The sequence below is a fragment of the Streptomyces sp. NPDC047043 genome, from assembly GCF_040644055.1.
Taxonomy (GTDB): Bacteria; Actinomycetota; Actinomycetes; order Streptomycetales; family Streptomycetaceae; genus Streptomyces.
Map to the genome: position 1 here is coordinate 255,819 of NZ_JBEYVO010000002.1, position 15,847 is coordinate 271,665.

Annotated in this window: 13 protein-coding genes; 5 read left to right on the forward strand and 8 right to left on the reverse strand. The window is 70.4% G+C overall.

Annotated elements, in window-relative coordinates:
* The first annotated feature begins 105 nt into the window (after positions 1–105).
* Positions 106–1,812, forward strand: a complete 1,707-nt coding sequence (locus ABZ880_RS04250) for a hypothetical protein (RefSeq protein ID WP_361256566.1) — start codon at positions 106–108, stop codon at positions 1,810–1,812.
* Between the two features lie 76 nt (positions 1,813–1,888).
* On the opposite strand, the gene ABZ880_RS04255 is transcribed toward ABZ880_RS04250, so the two are convergent.
* Positions 1,889–2,245: an iron-sulfur cluster assembly accessory protein gene (locus ABZ880_RS04255; protein WP_030582488.1), complete on the reverse strand. Its 357-nt coding sequence runs from the start codon at positions 2,243–2,245 to the stop codon at positions 1,889–1,891.
* 293 nt (positions 2,246–2,538) lie between these two features.
* Between ABZ880_RS04255 and nadA the strand changes: the two genes are divergently transcribed.
* The gene (nadA, locus tag ABZ880_RS04260; protein ID WP_361256569.1) at positions 2,539–3,723 is read left to right on the forward strand and encodes a quinolinate synthase NadA; all 1,185 of its coding nucleotides are present in this window, start codon (positions 2,539–2,541) and stop codon (positions 3,721–3,723) included.
* Between the two features lie 18 nt (positions 3,724–3,741).
* Here the strand turns inward: nadA and ABZ880_RS04265 are convergent, their stop codons facing one another.
* The 6 genes from ABZ880_RS04265 to ABZ880_RS04290 form a co-directional block, all read right to left on the reverse strand.
* On the reverse strand, positions 3,742–5,994 hold the full coding sequence (locus ABZ880_RS04265) for a serine/threonine-protein kinase (RefSeq protein WP_361256572.1): 2,253 nt from the start codon (positions 5,992–5,994) through the stop codon (positions 3,742–3,744).
* A gap of 120 nt (positions 5,995–6,114) precedes the next feature.
* On the reverse strand, positions 6,115–9,231 hold the full coding sequence (locus ABZ880_RS04270) for an efflux RND transporter permease subunit (RefSeq protein ID WP_361256575.1): 3,117 nt from the start codon (positions 9,229–9,231) through the stop codon (positions 6,115–6,117).
* Between the two features lie 137 nt (positions 9,232–9,368).
* On the reverse strand, positions 9,369–10,052 hold the full coding sequence (locus ABZ880_RS04275) for a response regulator transcription factor (protein WP_361256578.1): 684 nt from the start codon (positions 10,050–10,052) through the stop codon (positions 9,369–9,371).
* Positions 10,053–10,128: 76 nt separating this feature from the next.
* Positions 10,129–11,364 (reverse strand): sensor histidine kinase, encoded by a 1,236-nt coding sequence (locus ABZ880_RS04280; protein WP_361256582.1) that lies wholly within the window; start codon positions 11,362–11,364, stop codon positions 10,129–10,131.
* A 94-nt stretch (positions 11,365–11,458) separates the two neighbouring features.
* On the reverse strand, positions 11,459–11,737 hold the full coding sequence (locus tag ABZ880_RS04285) for a hypothetical protein (RefSeq protein ID WP_361257087.1): 279 nt from the start codon (positions 11,735–11,737) through the stop codon (positions 11,459–11,461).
* Positions 11,738–11,768: 31 nt separating this feature from the next.
* Positions 11,769–12,548 carry a PspA/IM30 family protein gene (locus ABZ880_RS04290; RefSeq protein ID WP_361256585.1) on the reverse strand — a complete coding sequence of 260 codons (780 nt, stop codon included), beginning with the start codon at positions 12,546–12,548 and terminating at the stop codon, positions 11,769–11,771.
* Between the two features lie 203 nt (positions 12,549–12,751).
* Here ABZ880_RS04290 and ABZ880_RS04295 point away from each other — a divergent pair, with 203 nt between their 5' ends.
* The 3 genes from ABZ880_RS04295 (at position 12,752) to ABZ880_RS04305 (ending at position 15,562) form a co-directional block, all read left to right on the forward strand.
* Complete coding sequence (locus tag ABZ880_RS04295) at positions 12,752–13,423, forward strand: DUF3043 domain-containing protein (RefSeq protein ID WP_361256589.1); 672 nt, start codon at positions 12,752–12,754, stop codon at positions 13,421–13,423.
* An 83-nt stretch (positions 13,424–13,506) separates the two neighbouring features.
* Positions 13,507–14,208, forward strand: coding sequence for a methyltransferase domain-containing protein (locus ABZ880_RS04300; protein WP_361256591.1), 702 nt, complete (start codon positions 13,507–13,509; stop codon positions 14,206–14,208).
* A gap of 274 nt (positions 14,209–14,482) precedes the next feature.
* A complete protein-coding gene (locus ABZ880_RS04305; RefSeq protein WP_361256594.1) occupies positions 14,483–15,562 on the forward strand; it encodes a trypsin-like peptidase domain-containing protein in 1,080 nt (359 codons plus the stop codon).
* Positions 15,563–15,597: 35 nt separating this feature from the next.
* On the opposite strand, the gene ABZ880_RS04310 is transcribed toward ABZ880_RS04305, so the two are convergent.
* Positions 15,598–15,810, reverse strand: a complete 213-nt coding sequence (locus tag ABZ880_RS04310) for a hypothetical protein (RefSeq protein WP_361256597.1) — start codon at positions 15,808–15,810, stop codon at positions 15,598–15,600.
* Between the last annotated feature and the right edge of the window lie 37 nt (positions 15,811–15,847).

A 15,847-nucleotide genomic window follows, 5' to 3' on the forward strand; every position in this document is an offset into this window, starting at 1 on the left:
GTCCCATCGCCGTCCCCCGTAAAGGGGATGCGCGATACGACCCCCCGCAGGCCGTTTTGACAGGGCCGGGTCAGGGTCACGGACAGCACGTGAAGGAGCGATGCGGTGACTACCGAGCGACCCGACGACGACGCCGAGGAGCAGGGTGCCGTGGAGGAGCAGGGTGCCGAGGGCACCGAGGCTCCGGGGGTCACGGAGGGCGATACGGAAACCCCCGAGGCGGGCGCCCCTGAGGGGGAAGGTGCCGAGGCCGAGGAGACCACCGCGTCCGAGGCTGCCACGGCCGAGGGGGATGACGACGACATCCCCGACGCCACCCCCGGCCCCGAGGCCGAGCACCCCCGCCCGCCCCGCCGCCGCTCCCCCGTGCTCATCGCCTCCGTCGCCGCCGCCGTGCTGCTCGTCGGCGGTGGCGGGGCCTACCTCGCGGCGTCCGCCGCCGGCGGATCCGGTGGCGGTACGAACTCCGGGACGCCCGGTGACGACGGCACTCCCCCGCCGCTGGCCCTCGACGGCTACTCCGAGGGCGGTACGAACGGGATCGCGCCAGGCGAGCCCAACCCGTACGGCGTAACGTACAAGATCGACGGCAGTCTCCCCGACGGACCGGACTCGGCGCCCGTGTACCGGGCCTCCGGCGAGGTCACCAAGGACGAGGTGGCCCGGCTGGCGAAGGCGCTCGGGCTGGACGGGACGCCCGTGGCGACCGGGCAGGCCTGGCAGGTCGGACCCGGCAAGGACGGCTCCGGGCCCAGCCTCGTGGTGAACAAGCAGGCGCCGGGGACCTGGACCTTCCATCGGTACGCGGCCGGGACCGACGCCTGCCAGAGCATGACCGCATGCACGAAGGACCCCGCCAACCCGGCCGGCGACACGGTGAGCGAGGCGGCCGCGAAGAAGGCGGCGGCGCCGGTCCTGAAGGCGTTGGGTCAGGACGACGCGAAGGTGGACGCGAGCCAGGTCATGGGCGCCCAGCGGGCGGTGAACGCCGACCCGGTGGTCGGCGGACTGCCCACCTACGGCTGGTCGACCGGCCTCACGGTGAGCGCACAGGGCGAAGTGGTGGGCGGCAGCGGTCAGTTGAAGGCGCCGGTCAAGGGGGACACGTACCCCGTGCTGGGCGCGCAGAAGACGCTGGACCTGATGAACGCGGCGCCGACCACCGACCACCGCATGGGCATCGGCGGCTGCGCCAGCCCCGTTCCGCTGAAGGACCGGCTGGAGGCGCCCTGCGGCCAGTCGACCTCGACCTCCGCGGCGACGGCCACGCCCGCGAAGGAGACCGTCACCGTCGACAAGGCGGTGTTCGGGCTGGCCGCGCGGGCCGTGGACGGACGTCAGGCGCTGGTGCCGTCCTGGCTGTTCCAGGTGAAGGGCGCGGGCGCGCAGAACGGCTTCACGGTGACGTATCCGGCCGTGGACCCGAAGTACCTGGCCTCGAACTCGCCCTCCGGGGAGCCCACCCCGTCGGCGACCGCACCGAGCGACGAGCCGACCTCGGGGCCGGTCACGCGGGACGTCGCGGTGGAGGGCTACACGGCCGACGGCAGGGACCTGACGGTGACCTTCACCGGCGGGGTGTGCGCCTCCTACGAGGCGAAGGCGAGTGAGAACTCCGACAAGGTGACCGTGACGGTGACCGAGACCAAGGAGCGGGGCAAGGTCTGCATCATGATCGCCAAGGAGATCGAGAAGACGGTGCAGCTGGACGAGCCGCTGGGCGACCGGAAGGTCGTCGGCTCGGACGGCAAGGAGATCCCGCAGGTGAAGCAGGGGGCGCGGCTGCCGCGGACGTCGGCCGGGGTGCAGTAGCGCCGCAGATACGCGAAGGCGGCGGCCCTGTCGGAGGGGGCCGCCGCCTTCCGCTGTTCGTCTGTGCCTTCCGGGCTCAGCTGAAGGAGTCGCCGCAGGCGCAGGAGCCCGTCGCGTTCGGGTTGTCGATCGTGAAGCCCTGCTTCTCGATGGTGTCCACGAAGTCGATGGACGCGCCGCCCAGGTACGGGGCGCTCATACGGTCGGTGACGACCTTCACGCCGCCGAAGTCCTTGACCACGTCGCCGTCGAGGGAGCGCTCGTCGAAGAAGAGCTGGTAGCGCAGGCCGGAGCAGCCGCCGGGCTGAACGGCGACACGCAGGGCCAGGTCGTCACGGCCTTCCTGGTCGAGCAGGGCCTTGACCTTCGCCGCGGCGGCGTCGGACAGGATGATGCCGTCGGTGACGGTGCTGGTCTCGTCCGATACGGACATCTACATCTCTCCCGGGTTGTACGGAGACTGCTTGCCGACGATTGCAACCGCCGGGGCCGCGGATTCATTCCGGGCCGAGCAACTTGTCTTTTCGCCTGTCCTTTCATGCTCGCACACCGGCGAGGAAGCGAACAGCGGCCCGGAGGTCGCCTGCCGGTGAGGCACCGGGATTCATGTCACATCGACGTTATGACCATCGTCAAAGTGACGTGAAGCGGGTTATGATAGATAGCGTCAGTTCGACGAGAAGCACTCCCGCAGAGAACATCCGCAGAACAGAAAGGGTGCGTGTCGTGACCACCGCCCAGACCACGGAGCTCGACGTACAGCCGACTCCGCTCGCCCTGCTGCTGCTCGGCCGCGAGGCCGACCCGAAGAGCGAGCGGGGCGTCGAGTGCCCCGGCGACCTGCCCTCCCCGTCCGACCCGGACCTGGTGGCCCGCGCCCGCGCGGCCAAGGAGAAGCTCGGCGACAAGGTCTTCGTGCTCGGCCACCACTACCAGCGCGACGAGGTCATCCAGTTCGCCGATGTCACGGGTGACTCCTTCAAGCTGGCCCGGGACGCGGCCGCGCGCCCGGAGGCCGAGTACATCGTGTTCTGCGGTGTGCACTTCATGGCCGAGTCGGCGGACATCCTGACGTCGGACGACCAGAAGGTGGTCCTGCCCGACCTCGCCGCCGGCTGCTCGATGGCCGACATGGCGACGGCCGAGCAGGTCGCCGAGTGCTGGGACGTGCTGACCGAGGCGGGCATAGCCGAGCAGGTCGTGCCGGTCTCGTACATGAACTCCTCCGCGGACATCAAGGCGTTCACGGGCAAGCACGGCGGCACGATCTGCACGTCGTCCAATGCCAAGAAGGCTCTGGAGTGGGCCTTCGAGCAGGGCGAGAAGGTGCTGTTCCTGCCCGACCAGCACCTGGGCCGCAACACCGCCGTCCGCGACATGGGCATGTCCCTCGAGGACTGCGTCGTCTACAACCCGCACAAGCCGAACGGCGGGCTGACGGCGGACGAGCTGCGCGCCGCGAAGATGATCCTGTGGCGCGGCCACTGCTCGGTGCACGGCCGCTTCTCGCTGGACTCGGTGAACGACGTGCGCAAGCGCATCCCGGGCGTGAACGTCCTCGTCCACCCCGAGTGCAAGCACGAGGTCGTGGCCGCGGCCGACTACGTCGGTTCGACGGAGTACATCATCAAGGCCCTGGAGGCCGCGCCCGCCGGCTCCAAGTGGGCCATCGGTACGGAGCTCAATCTCGTACGGCGCCTCGCCAACCGTTTCGCGCCCGAGGGCAAGGAGATCGTCTTCCTCGACAAGACGGTCTGCTTCTGCTCGACCATGAACCGCATCGACCTGCCGCACCTGGTCTGGGCGCTGGAGTCGCTGGCCGAGGGCAACCTGGTCAACCGGATCGAGGTCGACAAGGAGACCGAGGCGTTCGCGAAGCTGGCGCTGGAGCGGATGCTGGCGCTGCCGTAGGGCTCCTGCGGCGCCCGCTCACCCCGCCGAGGGGTGAGCGGGGTCCAGGCTGAAGACCGTCCCGTTCGGTGTGTTCACGACCACCGCCCCGCCGTACAGCGACACCCTGGACTTGGTTGTGTCACCGCTGGCGAGTTGGTCGGCCTGGGCGCCGGTCTCCCAGAGCAGCGTGCCCTTGCGGGAGTCGAGGGCCGCTACTCGGCCGCTGATGCTGGCCAGGTAGAGCGTGTGGGTGGTGGGGTCGTAGGTGGGCCGGCCCGAGTCCTCGACGCTGGTTCGGGTCTGCCAGAGCTGTTTGCCGGTCAGCGGGGAGACCGCGGTGACCTGGCCGTTGGCTCCGGTGATCCAGACGGTGTCGGCGGCGAGGCGGATCGAGCCCGTGTAGGTCTTCGTGAGTTCTGTCGTGGTGGTGGCGCCGGTGTCCGGGTCGAGGAGCCGGATCTCGCCGAACGTGTTCTTCTGGTCGAGGCGGGCCGGGCCGGAGCCGCCGTCGACCGCGACGGCGACGGCGAGGCGGCCGTCGACGGTGCCGATCAGGCCGCTCCCGTTCGGGGTGCTCAGACGGCGGGTCACCGTTCCGTCGGTCTTGTTCAGTTCCAGGAGTACGGCGTCCTTGGACTCGTCGTCCGGGAAGCAGTGCGCGTACAGGCGGGAGTCCGCCGTCTCGAAGGTGCAGTAGTCGCCGGCGGGCAGCTGGGCGGTCCAGTGGTCGGTGCCGGTGCGCGGGGAACGGGCCGTCACCAGCCGGCCGCTGGAGTCGGGGGTCATGACGAGGTCGCCGGCCATGAGCTGGTCGACGCTCGGCCCTCCCCGGTCGCGGACCCACAGCTGATCGCCGGTCTCGGTGTCGAGGGCGACGATGCTCGACTTGGTGCCCCCGTCGGCCGCGTAGACGTCGTGCTGGAGGAGCATCGCGTCGTCCCGCACCCCGAGGAGTTCGAAGCTGTTCCCCGACGAGTCCGTGCCCTCGGCGGAGGTCGCGAGGGACGAGCGCCAGACGGTGGCGCCGGTACGGCCGTCCAGACGGACCGGGAGGATGGTGTTGCCCGCGCAGTAGACCGCCTTCTCGTACGTCTGGCAGATGGCGTCGGCCGTGTCCTCGCCGGCCTTCGCCAGCGGGTTGACCTCTCCCGACTGTGCGGTCTCGAACATCGTCGTCTGCCAGGCCTGCCAGCCCTTGGGCACCGCCGGCCAGCGGGAGCTCCCGGACGTGGCGACCGAACTCGTCTCCTGGGGGGTGTCCGAGAATCCCGGGCCGAAGCGTATGTACCAGAGCAGGCTCAGGCTCACCGCGCCCAGCGTGCCGACGGTCACCAGCAGGGGGCGGCGGCCCCAGCGAGCCCGGCGGCGGGGCCTGGGCAGGCCGGTCACCGCCGCCGGGTCGGCGCCGCCGTAGGTCTCCTCGACGGTCCGCAGGTCGGCCAGACGCAGGGTCGTGGTGTCCGGGTCCATGGGGTCGGGCTCGGGCAGGGCCTCGGCGAACTCCTTGGCCAGTACGTCCAGTTGGGGCCGGTCGGCGGCGTCCTTGACCAGGCAGCGCTCCAGGACCGCGCGCAACGGCCCCGGTACGCCGTCCAGTCCTGGCGGCTCGTGGACGACCCGGAAGGCGGTCAGGTACGGGCTGTCGGCGTCGAAGGGGCCGCGTCCGGTGGCCGAGAAGACCAGGAGCGCGGCGAGCGAGAAGACGTCCGAGGCGGGTCCGACCGTGCGGGCGTCGGTGAACTGTTCCGGTGACATGAAGGGCGGGGTGCCGATCATCTGGCCGGTCTCGGTGAGGGTCTGGTGGTTCTCGGCGGCGCGGGATATGCCGAAGTCGATGACGCGGGGGCCGTCCTCGGCCATCAGGACGTTGGCGGGTTTGAGGTCCCGGTGCACGACTCCGGCGCGGTGGATGTCCTGCAGCGCCTCCACCAACCCCAGGGCCAGCCGCCGCAGTTCGGTGCCCTTGAGGGCGCCGTGGTCGCGGATCCGTTCGGCGAGGGAGCTGCCGGGGACGTACTGGGTCGCCATCCAGGGCCGTACCGCCTCCGGGTCGGCGTCCACCACGGGCGCGGTGAAGGCGCCGCTGACCTTGCGGACGGACTCGATCTCCTGCCGGAAGCGGGCGCGGAAGACCTTGTCCTCCGCGTACTGGGCGTGCACCACCTTGACGGCGACGTCACGGCCCGAGCGCGATCTGCCCCAGTAGACGACGCCCATGCCTCCGGAGCCGAGCCGGTCGACCAGCTTGTACCCGCCGACCGATTTCGGGTCGTCCTTGTGCAGTGGCACCGCCGGGATCCCCTTCACCGTAAAGCAGTTCGAGGCACAAGATACATAACCGCGAAACGGCGGCGGCCGGGTGCCGAACCACAGAGGGTTCGGCAGCCGGCCGCCGTGGGACTCGGGCCGTCAGACGCCCGCGGGCTGCGGCTCCTGCACCGGAGTGCCGGTTTTCGCCGCCTTCTTCGCCGCCCGCTTCTTCGCCCGGCGCTCCTTGCGGAGTTCGAGCATCGCGTAGAGCGTCGGGACGAGGAGGAGGGTCAGCAGCGTCGACGTGATCAGGCCGCCGATGACGACCACCGCGAGCGGCTGGGCGATGAAGCCGCCCTCGCCCGTGACGCCCAGGGCCATCGGGAGCAGGGCGAAGATCGTCGCCAGGGCCGTCATGAGGATCGGGCGCAGACGGTGCCGGCCGCCCTCGACCACGGCCTCCACGACGCCGTAACCCTGCTTCCTGTACTGGTTGATCAGGTCGATCAGCACGATCGCGTTGGTCACCACGATGCCGATCAGCATCAGCATGCCGATCATCGCGGGGACGCCCATCGGAGTGCCGGTGGCGACCAGCAGGCCGATCGCGCCCGTCGCCGCGAAGGGGATCGAGACCAGGAGGATCAGCGGCTGGGCCAGCGAGCGGAAGGTCGCGACCAGCAGCATGAAGACGATCGCGATCGCCGCCAGCATCGCCAGGCCCAGGTTCTTGAAGGCGCTGTCCTGGTCGGAGGTGACTCCGCCGATCTCGGCCGTGGCACCCGCCGGGAGCTTCAGGGCGTTGATCTTCGACTGGAGCTTGGTGCTGACCGCGCCCGTGTTGTCGCCGGTGGGCTTGGCGGTGATGGTGGCGGCGCGCTGGCCGTCGATACGGGTCATGGAGACCGGACCGTCGACCAGCTTCACCGTGGCGATGTCACCCAGCTTCACCGGGCCCAGCCGGAGGTCCTTCAGCTGGTCCGAAGTCACCGCCGGCTTCGCCGACTTGATGACGACGTCGCGCTCGGTGTCGTCCAGGATCGCCTTGGCGGCGGTGGTGCCCTTGACCGCCTGGGCGACGGCGGCGCCGAGCGTCTGGTCGTTGAAACCGGCCGCGGCCGCCTTGGAGTTGGCCTTGACCGAGATGCGCGGCACGCTCTGCGACAGGTCGCTCGTCACGTCGGTGACGTGGTCCAGGCCCGCCACCGCGGTGCGCACCTGCTCCGAGGCCTTGCTCAGGACGTCCGCGTCGGCCGCCTTCACGACCACGCTCAGGTCCTGGTTGCCGAAGCCGTCACCGGCCGAGACCGTGGTCGTACCGATGCCGGAGAGCTTCTTCAGGCCCGCCTCGATGGAGTCGGTGACGTCCGTGGACTTCGCGTCGTCCTTCAGCATCACCTGGTACGAGGCCTGGTTGGTGTCCGTGCCGCCGCCGAAGGCCGCCAGGAAGCCGGACGAGCCGACGGTCACCTGGTAGTCCTTGACGCCCTTGGTGTCCGCGAGCAGCTGCTCGACCTTCTTGGCCTGCTCGTCGGTGGCCGCCAGGCTGGTGCCGGGCTTCAACTCCTGCTTGACGGTGAGGACTTCCTGCTCGCCCTGGTCGAAGAAGTTCGTCTTCAGCAGGGGTGCCATGGCGAAGGTGCCGATCAGGATCACGGCCGCGAGCAGCACGCTGGTCAGCCGGCGGCGGGTCGCGAAGCGCAGGACGGGGACGTAGAAGCGCTGGAGGCGGCTCCTCGCCTCCTTCTCCTCGGCCGTGCGGCGGGCCTCCTCGGCGTCGTCCGGGGTGCCCTTGGGGGCGCGCAGGAACCAGTACGACAGGACCGGTACGACCGTCAGGGAGACCAGCAGCGATGCCAGCAGGGCCGCCGTCACCGTCAGGCTGAACGGGCCGAACAGCTGGCCCACCATGCCGCCGACCAGGCCGATCGGGAGGAAGACGGCGACCGTGGTGAGGGTGGAGGAGGTGACCGCGCCGGCGACCTCGCGGACCGCCTTGAGGATGGCCTCCTGGCGCTCCTCGCCGTAGCCGAGGTGCCGCTTGATGTTCTCCAGGACCACGATCGAGTCGTCGACGACCCGGCCGATGGCGATGGTCAGCGCGCCGAGCGTCAGCATGTTGAGCGAGAGGTCCCGCGTCCACAGCACGATCAGGGCGAGGACGACCGAGAGCGGGATGCTCACCGCGGTGACGAGCGTCGAGCGGATCGACGCGAGGAAGACGAGGATGACCAGGACCGCGAAGAGCAGGCCGAGCCCGCCCTCCGTCGTCAGGCCGCTGATGGACTTGGAGACCGCCGGGCCCTGGTCGCTGACGACCGTGATCTTCGTGGCGGAGCCCAAGTCCCCCCGCAGGTCGGGGAGTTTGTCCTTGACCGCGTCGGAGATGGCGACCGCGCTGCCGTCGTGGTCCATGGTGACCTGGACGGCGAGGGAGGGCTTGCCGTCGGTGCGGGTGATGGAGTCGGCGGTGGCCTGCTGCTGCTCGACGGTGGCCACGTCACCCAGGCGGACCGGCTTCTTCGCCGAACTGCCCTCGCCCGTGACCATCAGGTCCTGGATCTGGGCGAGCGAGGTGAAGCCGCCGCCGACCTGGACGGTGCGGTTCTGGCCGTCCTCGGCGAAGGAGCCGGCCGGGACGGTCGCGCCGCCCGCCTGCAGGGCCTGGGCCAGGGACTGGGTGGTGAGGCCTGCGGCCGCCAGCTTCTTGTCGTCAGGCGTGACCGAGACCTGCAGGTCGCGCACGCCGCCGACGGTGACCTGGCCGACGCCGCCGATGTTCTTCAGGTCCGGCACGACCGTCTTGTCGAGCTGGTCGGCGAGGGCCTGCTGGTCCTTGTCGGAGCTGACGGCGAGGACGACGGTCGGGATGTCGTCGGTGGAGCCGGCGACGACCTGCGGGTCGACGTCGTCCGGGAGCTGGACGCGGGCCCGGTTGACGGCCTGCTGGACGTCGGCGACGAGCTGCTTGGTGTCGGGTCCGTAGTCGAAGGACGCCATGATCACGGCGTTGCCCTCGCTGGCCGTGGAGGTGACGCCCTTGATGCCGTCGACCGCTTCGAGGTTGTCCTCGAGGGGCTCGACGACCTGCTTCTCGACCACGTCCGGGGAGGCGCCCTGGTAGGGCGCGAGCACGGACACGACCGGCAGTTCGATGGAGGGCAGCAGTTGCTGCTTGAGCTGGGGTATCGCTATCGCCCCGAAGGCGATGGCGATGATGGACATCAGACCGATCAGGGCCCGTTGCGCGAGGCTGAACTTGGACAGCCAGGACATGGGTCAGGAATCTCTCTTCTGGAGCGGCAGAAGTGGTGGCTCCTAAACCCTGTGGCATCTGTGAGTGCTGTTTCGTAGCCCCCAGGTCCATTTCCTTGTACGGCGCATACTCCGGCCGCAGTACGGCCGGGTTGAGCTCACTCCACCCTTGGACGTACCAGCCCGGACTCGTACGCGATCACGACGAGCTGGGCCCGGTCGCGGGCGCCGAGCTTGGCCATGGCCCGGTTGACGTGCGTCTTCACGGTGAGGGGGCTGACCTCCAGGCGCTCGGCGATCTCGTCGTTCGAGTGGCCGCCGGCGACCTGGACGAGGACCTCGCGCTCGCGGACGGTGAGGGCGTCCAGCCGTTCGGTGCGGGCGGGGTCGCGGTCGTCGTCGCCCGCGCCGCCCTGGGCGAGGAAGCGGGCGATCAGGCCCTTGGTGGCGGTCGGGGAGAGCAGGGCCTCGCCGCCGGCCGCGACGCGGATGGCGGCGAGCAGCTCGTCCGGCTCGCTGCCCTTGCCGAGGAAGCCGGAGGCGCCCGCGCGCAGCGACTGCACCACGTAGTCGTCGACCTCGAAGGTGGTCAGGATGACGATCCGCACATGCGCGAGGGTGGGGTCGGTGCTGATCATCCGGGTGGCCGCGAGGCCGTCCGTGCCCGGCATCCGGATGTCCATCAGCACGACGTCGGCCCGCTCCTCCTTGGCCAGCCGCACCGCCTCCGCGCCGTCGGACGCCTCACCGACGACCTCCATGTCGGGCTCGGAGTCGACGAGCACGCGGAAGGCGCTGCGGAGCAGGGCCTGGTCGTCGGCGAGCAGGACGCGGATGGTCATGCGGGGTCCTTTGCTGCACATGGGGCGGTTGTCCTACGACAACTTCCGCGGGGTGCGCAGAAGTTCCGCACGTCGGTCATACGGCGTCTTCCGCCGCCCGGGAGCGGGTCTTGACCGGCAGGATCGCATGGACGCGGAAGCCGCCGCCGTAGCGCGGGCCGGTGGTGAGGGTGCCGCGCAGGGCGGTGACGCGCTCACGCATGCCGAGCAGGCCGTGGCCGCCGCCGTTGTCGGGTTCGCCGTCGGGGGCGGTGTCCTCGCCGGTGCCGTTGTCGAGGACCGTGACCTCGATGTTCGGCCCGACGCGGACGACGCTGACCTCGGCCTTCGCCTCCGTACCGGCGTGCTTCTGGACGTTGGTGAGGGCTTCCTGGATGACGCGGTAGGCGGCGAGGTCGACGGCGGCGGGCAGGGTGGTGCCGTGGTCGGCGCGGGCGACCTCGACGTGCTGGCCCGCGCTGCGGAAGGTGCCGACGAGTTCGTCGAGGCGGTCGAGGCCGGGGGCGGGCTCGGTGGGGGCCTCGGGGTCGCCGGACTGGCGCAACAGGCCGACGGTGGCGCGGAGTTCGTTGAGCGCGGAGCGGCTGGCCTCGCGGACGTGGGCGAGGGCTTCCTTGGCCTGGTCGGGGCGCTTGTCCATGACGTGCGCGGCGACTCCGGCCTGCACGTTGACCAGGGCGATGTGGTGGGCGACGACGTCGTGCAGGTCGCGGGCGATACGCAGCCGCTCCTCGGCGACCCGGCGGCGGGCCTCCTCCTCGCGGGTGCGCTCGGCCCGCTCGGCGCGTTCGCGGATGGCCTGGACGACGGCTCTGCGGCTTCGTACCGCATCCCCTGCGGTCGCGCCGATGCCGGTCCAGGCGAAGATGGCGAGGTTCTCCTGGGCGTACCAGGGAAGCGGGCCGAACAGCATGGAGGCGCCGGTGAGGACCGTCATGGTGAGCAGGCCGAGGCGCCAGGTGGTGGGGCGGTCGGTGGTGGAGGCGACGGTGTAGAGGGCGATGACGGCGGACATCGCGACGGGGGCGCGGGGGTCGCCGACGATGCACTCCACGAGGGAGACGGTGCCGGTGAGGGCGAGGACCGTCCTGGGGGCGCGGCGGCGGAAGACCAGGGCCAGGGCGCCGAGGGCCATGAGCACGAGGGCGAGGACGTCGGGGGTGCGGACGCCCCAGGTGACGCCGTTCTTGCCGTGCGGGTCCACGAAGGAGCCGGCCACCATGCAGGCGAGGACGCCGGCCGCCAGGGTCGCGTCCAGCGCGAGGGGGTGCGCCTTCAGACGACATCTGGTGCGCTCGATTGTGCCGCTCACGCTTGAACAGTACGGGGCGCTCGACCGAGCCGGAACTGGTGGTAGCCGTACCTTGCCGCACCGTTGACCGGGGGCCTGCAGCCCCCGGACCCCGTCACCCGGGAATCAGCCCGTCGTCGCTGAGCAGCTCCCGGACCTCCTCCAAGGTCGCGTCGGCCGACGGGAGGATGAGTTCCGACGGTTCGAGGGAGTCGTCCGGCAGCGGGGTGCCCAGTTCGCGGACCTTGGAGAGGAGGGCCGTCAGGGTGCGGCGGAAGCCGGGGCCGTCGCCGTTCTGCATCTCCCGGAGGAGCTCGTCGTCCAGTTTGTTCAGTTCGGTGAGGTGGCTGTCCGCCAGCCTCACCTGCCCCTCCCCCATGATCCTGACGATCATGTCGCCCATGTCGGCCTCCTAGGCGTGGCCCCTACTGCTTGTCGAAGCGCGGGGTGTCCTGCGGCTGCTGCTGGGACTGCGACTCGCCCGTGCCGCCCTCGATCGCCTGCTGGGGCGATCCTCCGGCGAGCTCCGCCTTCATGCGCTGCAGTTCCAGCTCTACATCCGTACCACCGGAGAGCCGGTCCAGCTCGGCCTGGATGTCGTCCTTGTGCATGCCGGACTGGTCGTCCAGGGCGCCGGAGGCGAGCAGTTCGTCGATGGCGCCGGCCCGGGCCTGGAGCTGTGCGGTCTTGTCCTCCGCGCGCTGGATCGCCAGGCCGACGTCGCCCATCTCCTCCGAGATGCCGGAGAAGGCCTCGCCGATGCGGGTCTGGGCCTGGGCCGCGGTGTAGGTGGCCTTGATGGTCTCCTTCTTCGTACGGAAGGCGTCGACCTTGGCCTGCAGGCGCTGGGCCGCCAGGGTGAGCTTCTCCTCCTCGCCCTGCAGCGTCGCGTGCTGCGTCTCCAGGTCCGTCACCTGCTGCTGGAGGGCGGCGCGGCGGGAGAGCGCCTCGCGGGCCAGGTCCTCACGGCCCAGCGCGAGCGCCTTGCGGCCCTGGTCCTCCAGCTTCGTGGACTGCGACTGCAGCTGGTTGAGCTGGAGCTCCAGGCGCTTGCGGGAGGTCGCCACGTCGGCGACGCCGCGGCGCACCTTCTGGAGCAGCTCCAGCTGCTTCTGGTACGAGTAGTCGAGGGTCTCGCGCGGGTCCTCGGCCCGGTCAAGGGCCTTGTTCGCCTTCGCGCGGAAGATCATCCCCATACGCTTCATGACACCGCTCATGGGCTTCGCGCGCCCCCTTCTGACGGACTTCCAGCTCCAGCTCTGCGACAGAACCCACAGTACGGGCCCTGCATCCATTGACGCACTGTTCCGGGACGGATGCGCTCATCCCCAAGGACGACTGCGTCCGGCCCCGCTCCGGCGTAGGGAGTAGGTGCCCCCCTGGGAAAACCGCACCCTCTGTCCCTTACATGACGACTGGTGTTGCCGGATCGTTCCCCGCCGGGCTGGGGTCCAACCCCGGGCACCCCGTACCCTTGGGTTTTGTGTTCCGTAGCCGTTCCAAAGATGAGAAGGTCCCCACCGACAAGGTGCCGGTGACCGACTCCAACGAGTCCCGTCACCCCGAGGCCAAGAAGGGCCGCCCCACGCCGAAACGCAGTGAGGCCCAGTCCCAGCGCCGCAGCGTGGCCAACACGTCGATGACGCGCAAGGACGCCTCCAAGCGTCAGCGCGAGGATCGTCGTGCCGCGCTGGAGCGACAGCGCCAGGCGCTGGCCGGCGGTGACGAGCGGTACCTCCCCGCCCGCGACAAGGGCCCGGTCCGCAAGTTCACGCGTGACTTCATCGACTCGCGGTTCAACGTGGCGGAGTTCTTCCTGCCCATGGCCGTGGTCATCCTGGTGCTCAGCGTGGTGCGGGTGGCTTCGCTGCAGAACATCGCGCTGCTGCTGTGGCTCGTCGTGATCGTGCTCATCGTGCTCGACGCGTTCGTCACCGGCTTCCGTCTGAGGAAGCGGCTCGCCGAGCGCTTCCCCGACCAGAACCGCAAGGGTGCCGTCGCCTACGGCCTGATGCGTTCCCTCCAGATGCGTAGGCTCCGGCTGCCGAAGCCGCAGGTCAAGCGCGGAGAGCGGCCCTGAGCACGACGTCTTTCTCCGGGGGCGCGGCCGATGCCTGGCTGAGCAGGCTGGGCGGTCTGCGTGATGTCGTACGGCAGGAACTGGTGGCGCGGCAGCTCGACGAGCAGATCGTGGCGCGGTTCCCGGTCGGGCAGCGGCTGCGGGTGCTCGACGTCGGGATGGGCCAGGGCACGCAGGCGCTGCGGCTGGCCCGGGCCGGGCATCAGGTGACCGGTGTCGAGCAGGATCCGAAGATGGTCGCGGCGGCGCGTGAGGCGCTGTCCGGTGAGCCCGAGGGCATCCGGGAGCGGGTGCGGATCGTCGAGGGCGACGGACGGGACACCGGGGTGCACTTCCTGCCCGGCAGCTTCGACGTCGTGCTCTGCCACGGCGTACTCATGTACGTCGAGGAGCCGGACCCCCTGCTGGCCGGGCTCGCCCGGATGCTCGCCCACGGCGGGCTGCTGTCGCTGCTGGTGCGCAACGCCGACGCGTTGGCGATGCGGCCGGGCCTGTCCGGCGACTGGGCCGGCGCGCTGGGCGCCTTCGACACCGTCTCGTACACCAACCGGCTGGGCCTCGACGTCCGGGCCGACCGGCTGGCGACCCTGACCGCGACGCTCGCCGGGATCGGCGCGCCGCTGCACGCCTGGTACGGGGTGCGGGTGTTCACGGACACGGCGGCCGACGACGCGGAGATCCCGGCCGACGTGGAGGCCCTCCTCGCGGCCGAGGAGCGGGCCGGACGGACGGATCCGTACCGCTCGGTGGCGGCGCTGCTGCATCTGTGCGGAGTGCGCGGCTAGGTGTGCTGTCCGGCCGATCAGGTCGGCCCCGGGAGACAGCGCCTCTCGCACCGACCCGAGCGGGGTCTGGGGCGTGCAGCTGCAAGGCGGAGGAGGGCGTCGACGCGGAGCGTCGGCAACCGACGACAACGCCGCTGGCGGTCCCCACGCCCTTAAGGCAGTGGGGGAGTGCGTGCCAGACCCCGCGACGCCGGACTGATCCGAAAGACAGGCCCTGAGCCCATTCGGGTGCGCACCGCAAGCCGGGTATTCGGCCCGAAGTCAGACTCGGGGCATGGACGTTTCCCGTATCCGTGCGCTGCGGCTGCTGGTGCCCGGCGCCGCGCTCTTCTGTTCGTTCGCGCTCGTCACGGGCTGCTCCGGCTCCGGTCCCTCCTCGGCGAAGGAGAAGTCGACGTCGCAGGCCGCGCAGGCCGCCGTTCCGATGTCGGGCAACGACCTGCAGAGCGCCTACCAGAGAGTGATCAAGGACGTTCTGCCGTCGGTCGTCCAGATCCAGGCCAGCAACGATCTGGGGTCCGGGATCGTGTACGACGACAAGGGGCACATCGTCACCAACGCGCACGTGGTCGGCGACGAGAAGACCTTCAAGGTGACGACGGCGGGCAGCGAGGACACGTTCACGGCCAAGCTCGTCTTCTCGTACCCGGAGCAGGACCTCGCGGTCGTCAAGCTGGACAGGATTCCGAACGGGCTGAAGGCGGCGGCCGTCGCGGACTCGTCGAAGGTCATGGTGGGACAGATCGTGCTGGCGATGGGCTCGCCGCTCGGGCTCTCGTCCAGCGTGACGCAGGGGATCGTGTCGGCGACCGGGCGGACCGTCACCGAGGGCAGTTCGGACGGCGGTACGGGGGCGACCATCGGGAACATGGTGCAGACGTCGGCGGCCATCAACCCCGGCAACAGCGGCGGCGCCCTGGTCAACCTCGACGGGCAGGTCGTCGGCATTCCGACGCTCGCCGCCACCGACCCCAACTTCGGGGGCAGCGCGGCGCCCGGCATCGGGTTCGCGATCCCCTCGTCGATGGTGAAGACGGTCGCCGACCAGATCGTCAGGGACGGCAAGGTCACCGACTCGGGCCGGGCCGCGCTCGGCATCACCGGCCGTACGGTCGTCGACGACAGCTTCCAGCCCGCCGGGGTGGCCGTGGTCTCGGTGAAGAGCGGCGGGGCGGCCGACAAGGCCGGCATCCAGGCCGGGGACGTCATCACCAAGCTGGGCAACACGGACATCACCACGATCACGTCCCTGTCCGAGGCACTGGCCGCGGACAGCCCGGGGGACAGGACGACGGTGACGTACACACAGAACGGCAGTCAGAAGAAGGCCGACGTGACGCTGGGCGAGCAGTGAGCAGGGGGCGGCTCGCACCGCCCCCTCCTTGTGGGCTACGCCTCCTCGGCGTGCAGGCTCATCGGCCCGTAGATCTCCGTGGAGTCCTCGTACAGCCGTACCTGGTCGGCGCCGCCGTCCTGCAGGGCCTTCCAGTGCTCCCCGATCCAGGACTCGGCGTCACCCTGCGTGGTGAACTCCTCGGGCTGCACCGCGGGCGGGACCTCCGCCCCGTCGGACTTCTCGAACCGCCACGTCCATGCCGCCATGTAGGCCTCCCGTGTCCGAACACCTGCAAAACAGAAG

What these genes read in the sequence shown, in the direction of transcription:
- ABZ880_RS04255 (WP_030582488.1), bottom strand. Translation starts at nt 2,245, where the DNA reads ATGTCCGTATCGGACGAGACCAGCACCGTCACCGACGGCATCATCCTG.
- ABZ880_RS04270 (WP_361256575.1), bottom strand. Translation starts at nt 9,231, where the DNA reads ATGTCCTGGCTGTCCAAGTTCAGCCTCGCGCAACGGGCCCTGATCGGT.
- ABZ880_RS04275 (WP_361256578.1), bottom strand. Translation starts at nt 10,052, where the DNA reads ATGACCATCCGCGTCCTGCTCGCCGACGACCAGGCCCTGCTCCGCAGC.
- ABZ880_RS04285 (WP_361257087.1), bottom strand. Translation starts at nt 11,737, where the DNA reads ATGATCGTCAGGATCATGGGGGAGGGGCAGGTGAGGCTGGCGGACAGC.
- ABZ880_RS04290 (WP_361256585.1), bottom strand. Translation starts at nt 12,548, where the DNA reads ATGAAGCGTATGGGGATGATCTTCCGCGCGAAGGCGAACAAGGCCCTT.
- ABZ880_RS04295 (WP_361256589.1), top strand. Translation starts at nt 12,752, where the DNA reads ATGACGACTGGTGTTGCCGGATCGTTCCCCGCCGGGCTGGGGTCCAAC.
- ABZ880_RS04305 (WP_361256594.1), top strand. Translation starts at nt 14,483, where the DNA reads ATGGACGTTTCCCGTATCCGTGCGCTGCGGCTGCTGGTGCCCGGCGCC.
- ABZ880_RS04310 (WP_361256597.1), bottom strand. Translation starts at nt 15,810, where the DNA reads ATGGCGGCATGGACGTGGCGGTTCGAGAAGTCCGACGGGGCGGAGGTC.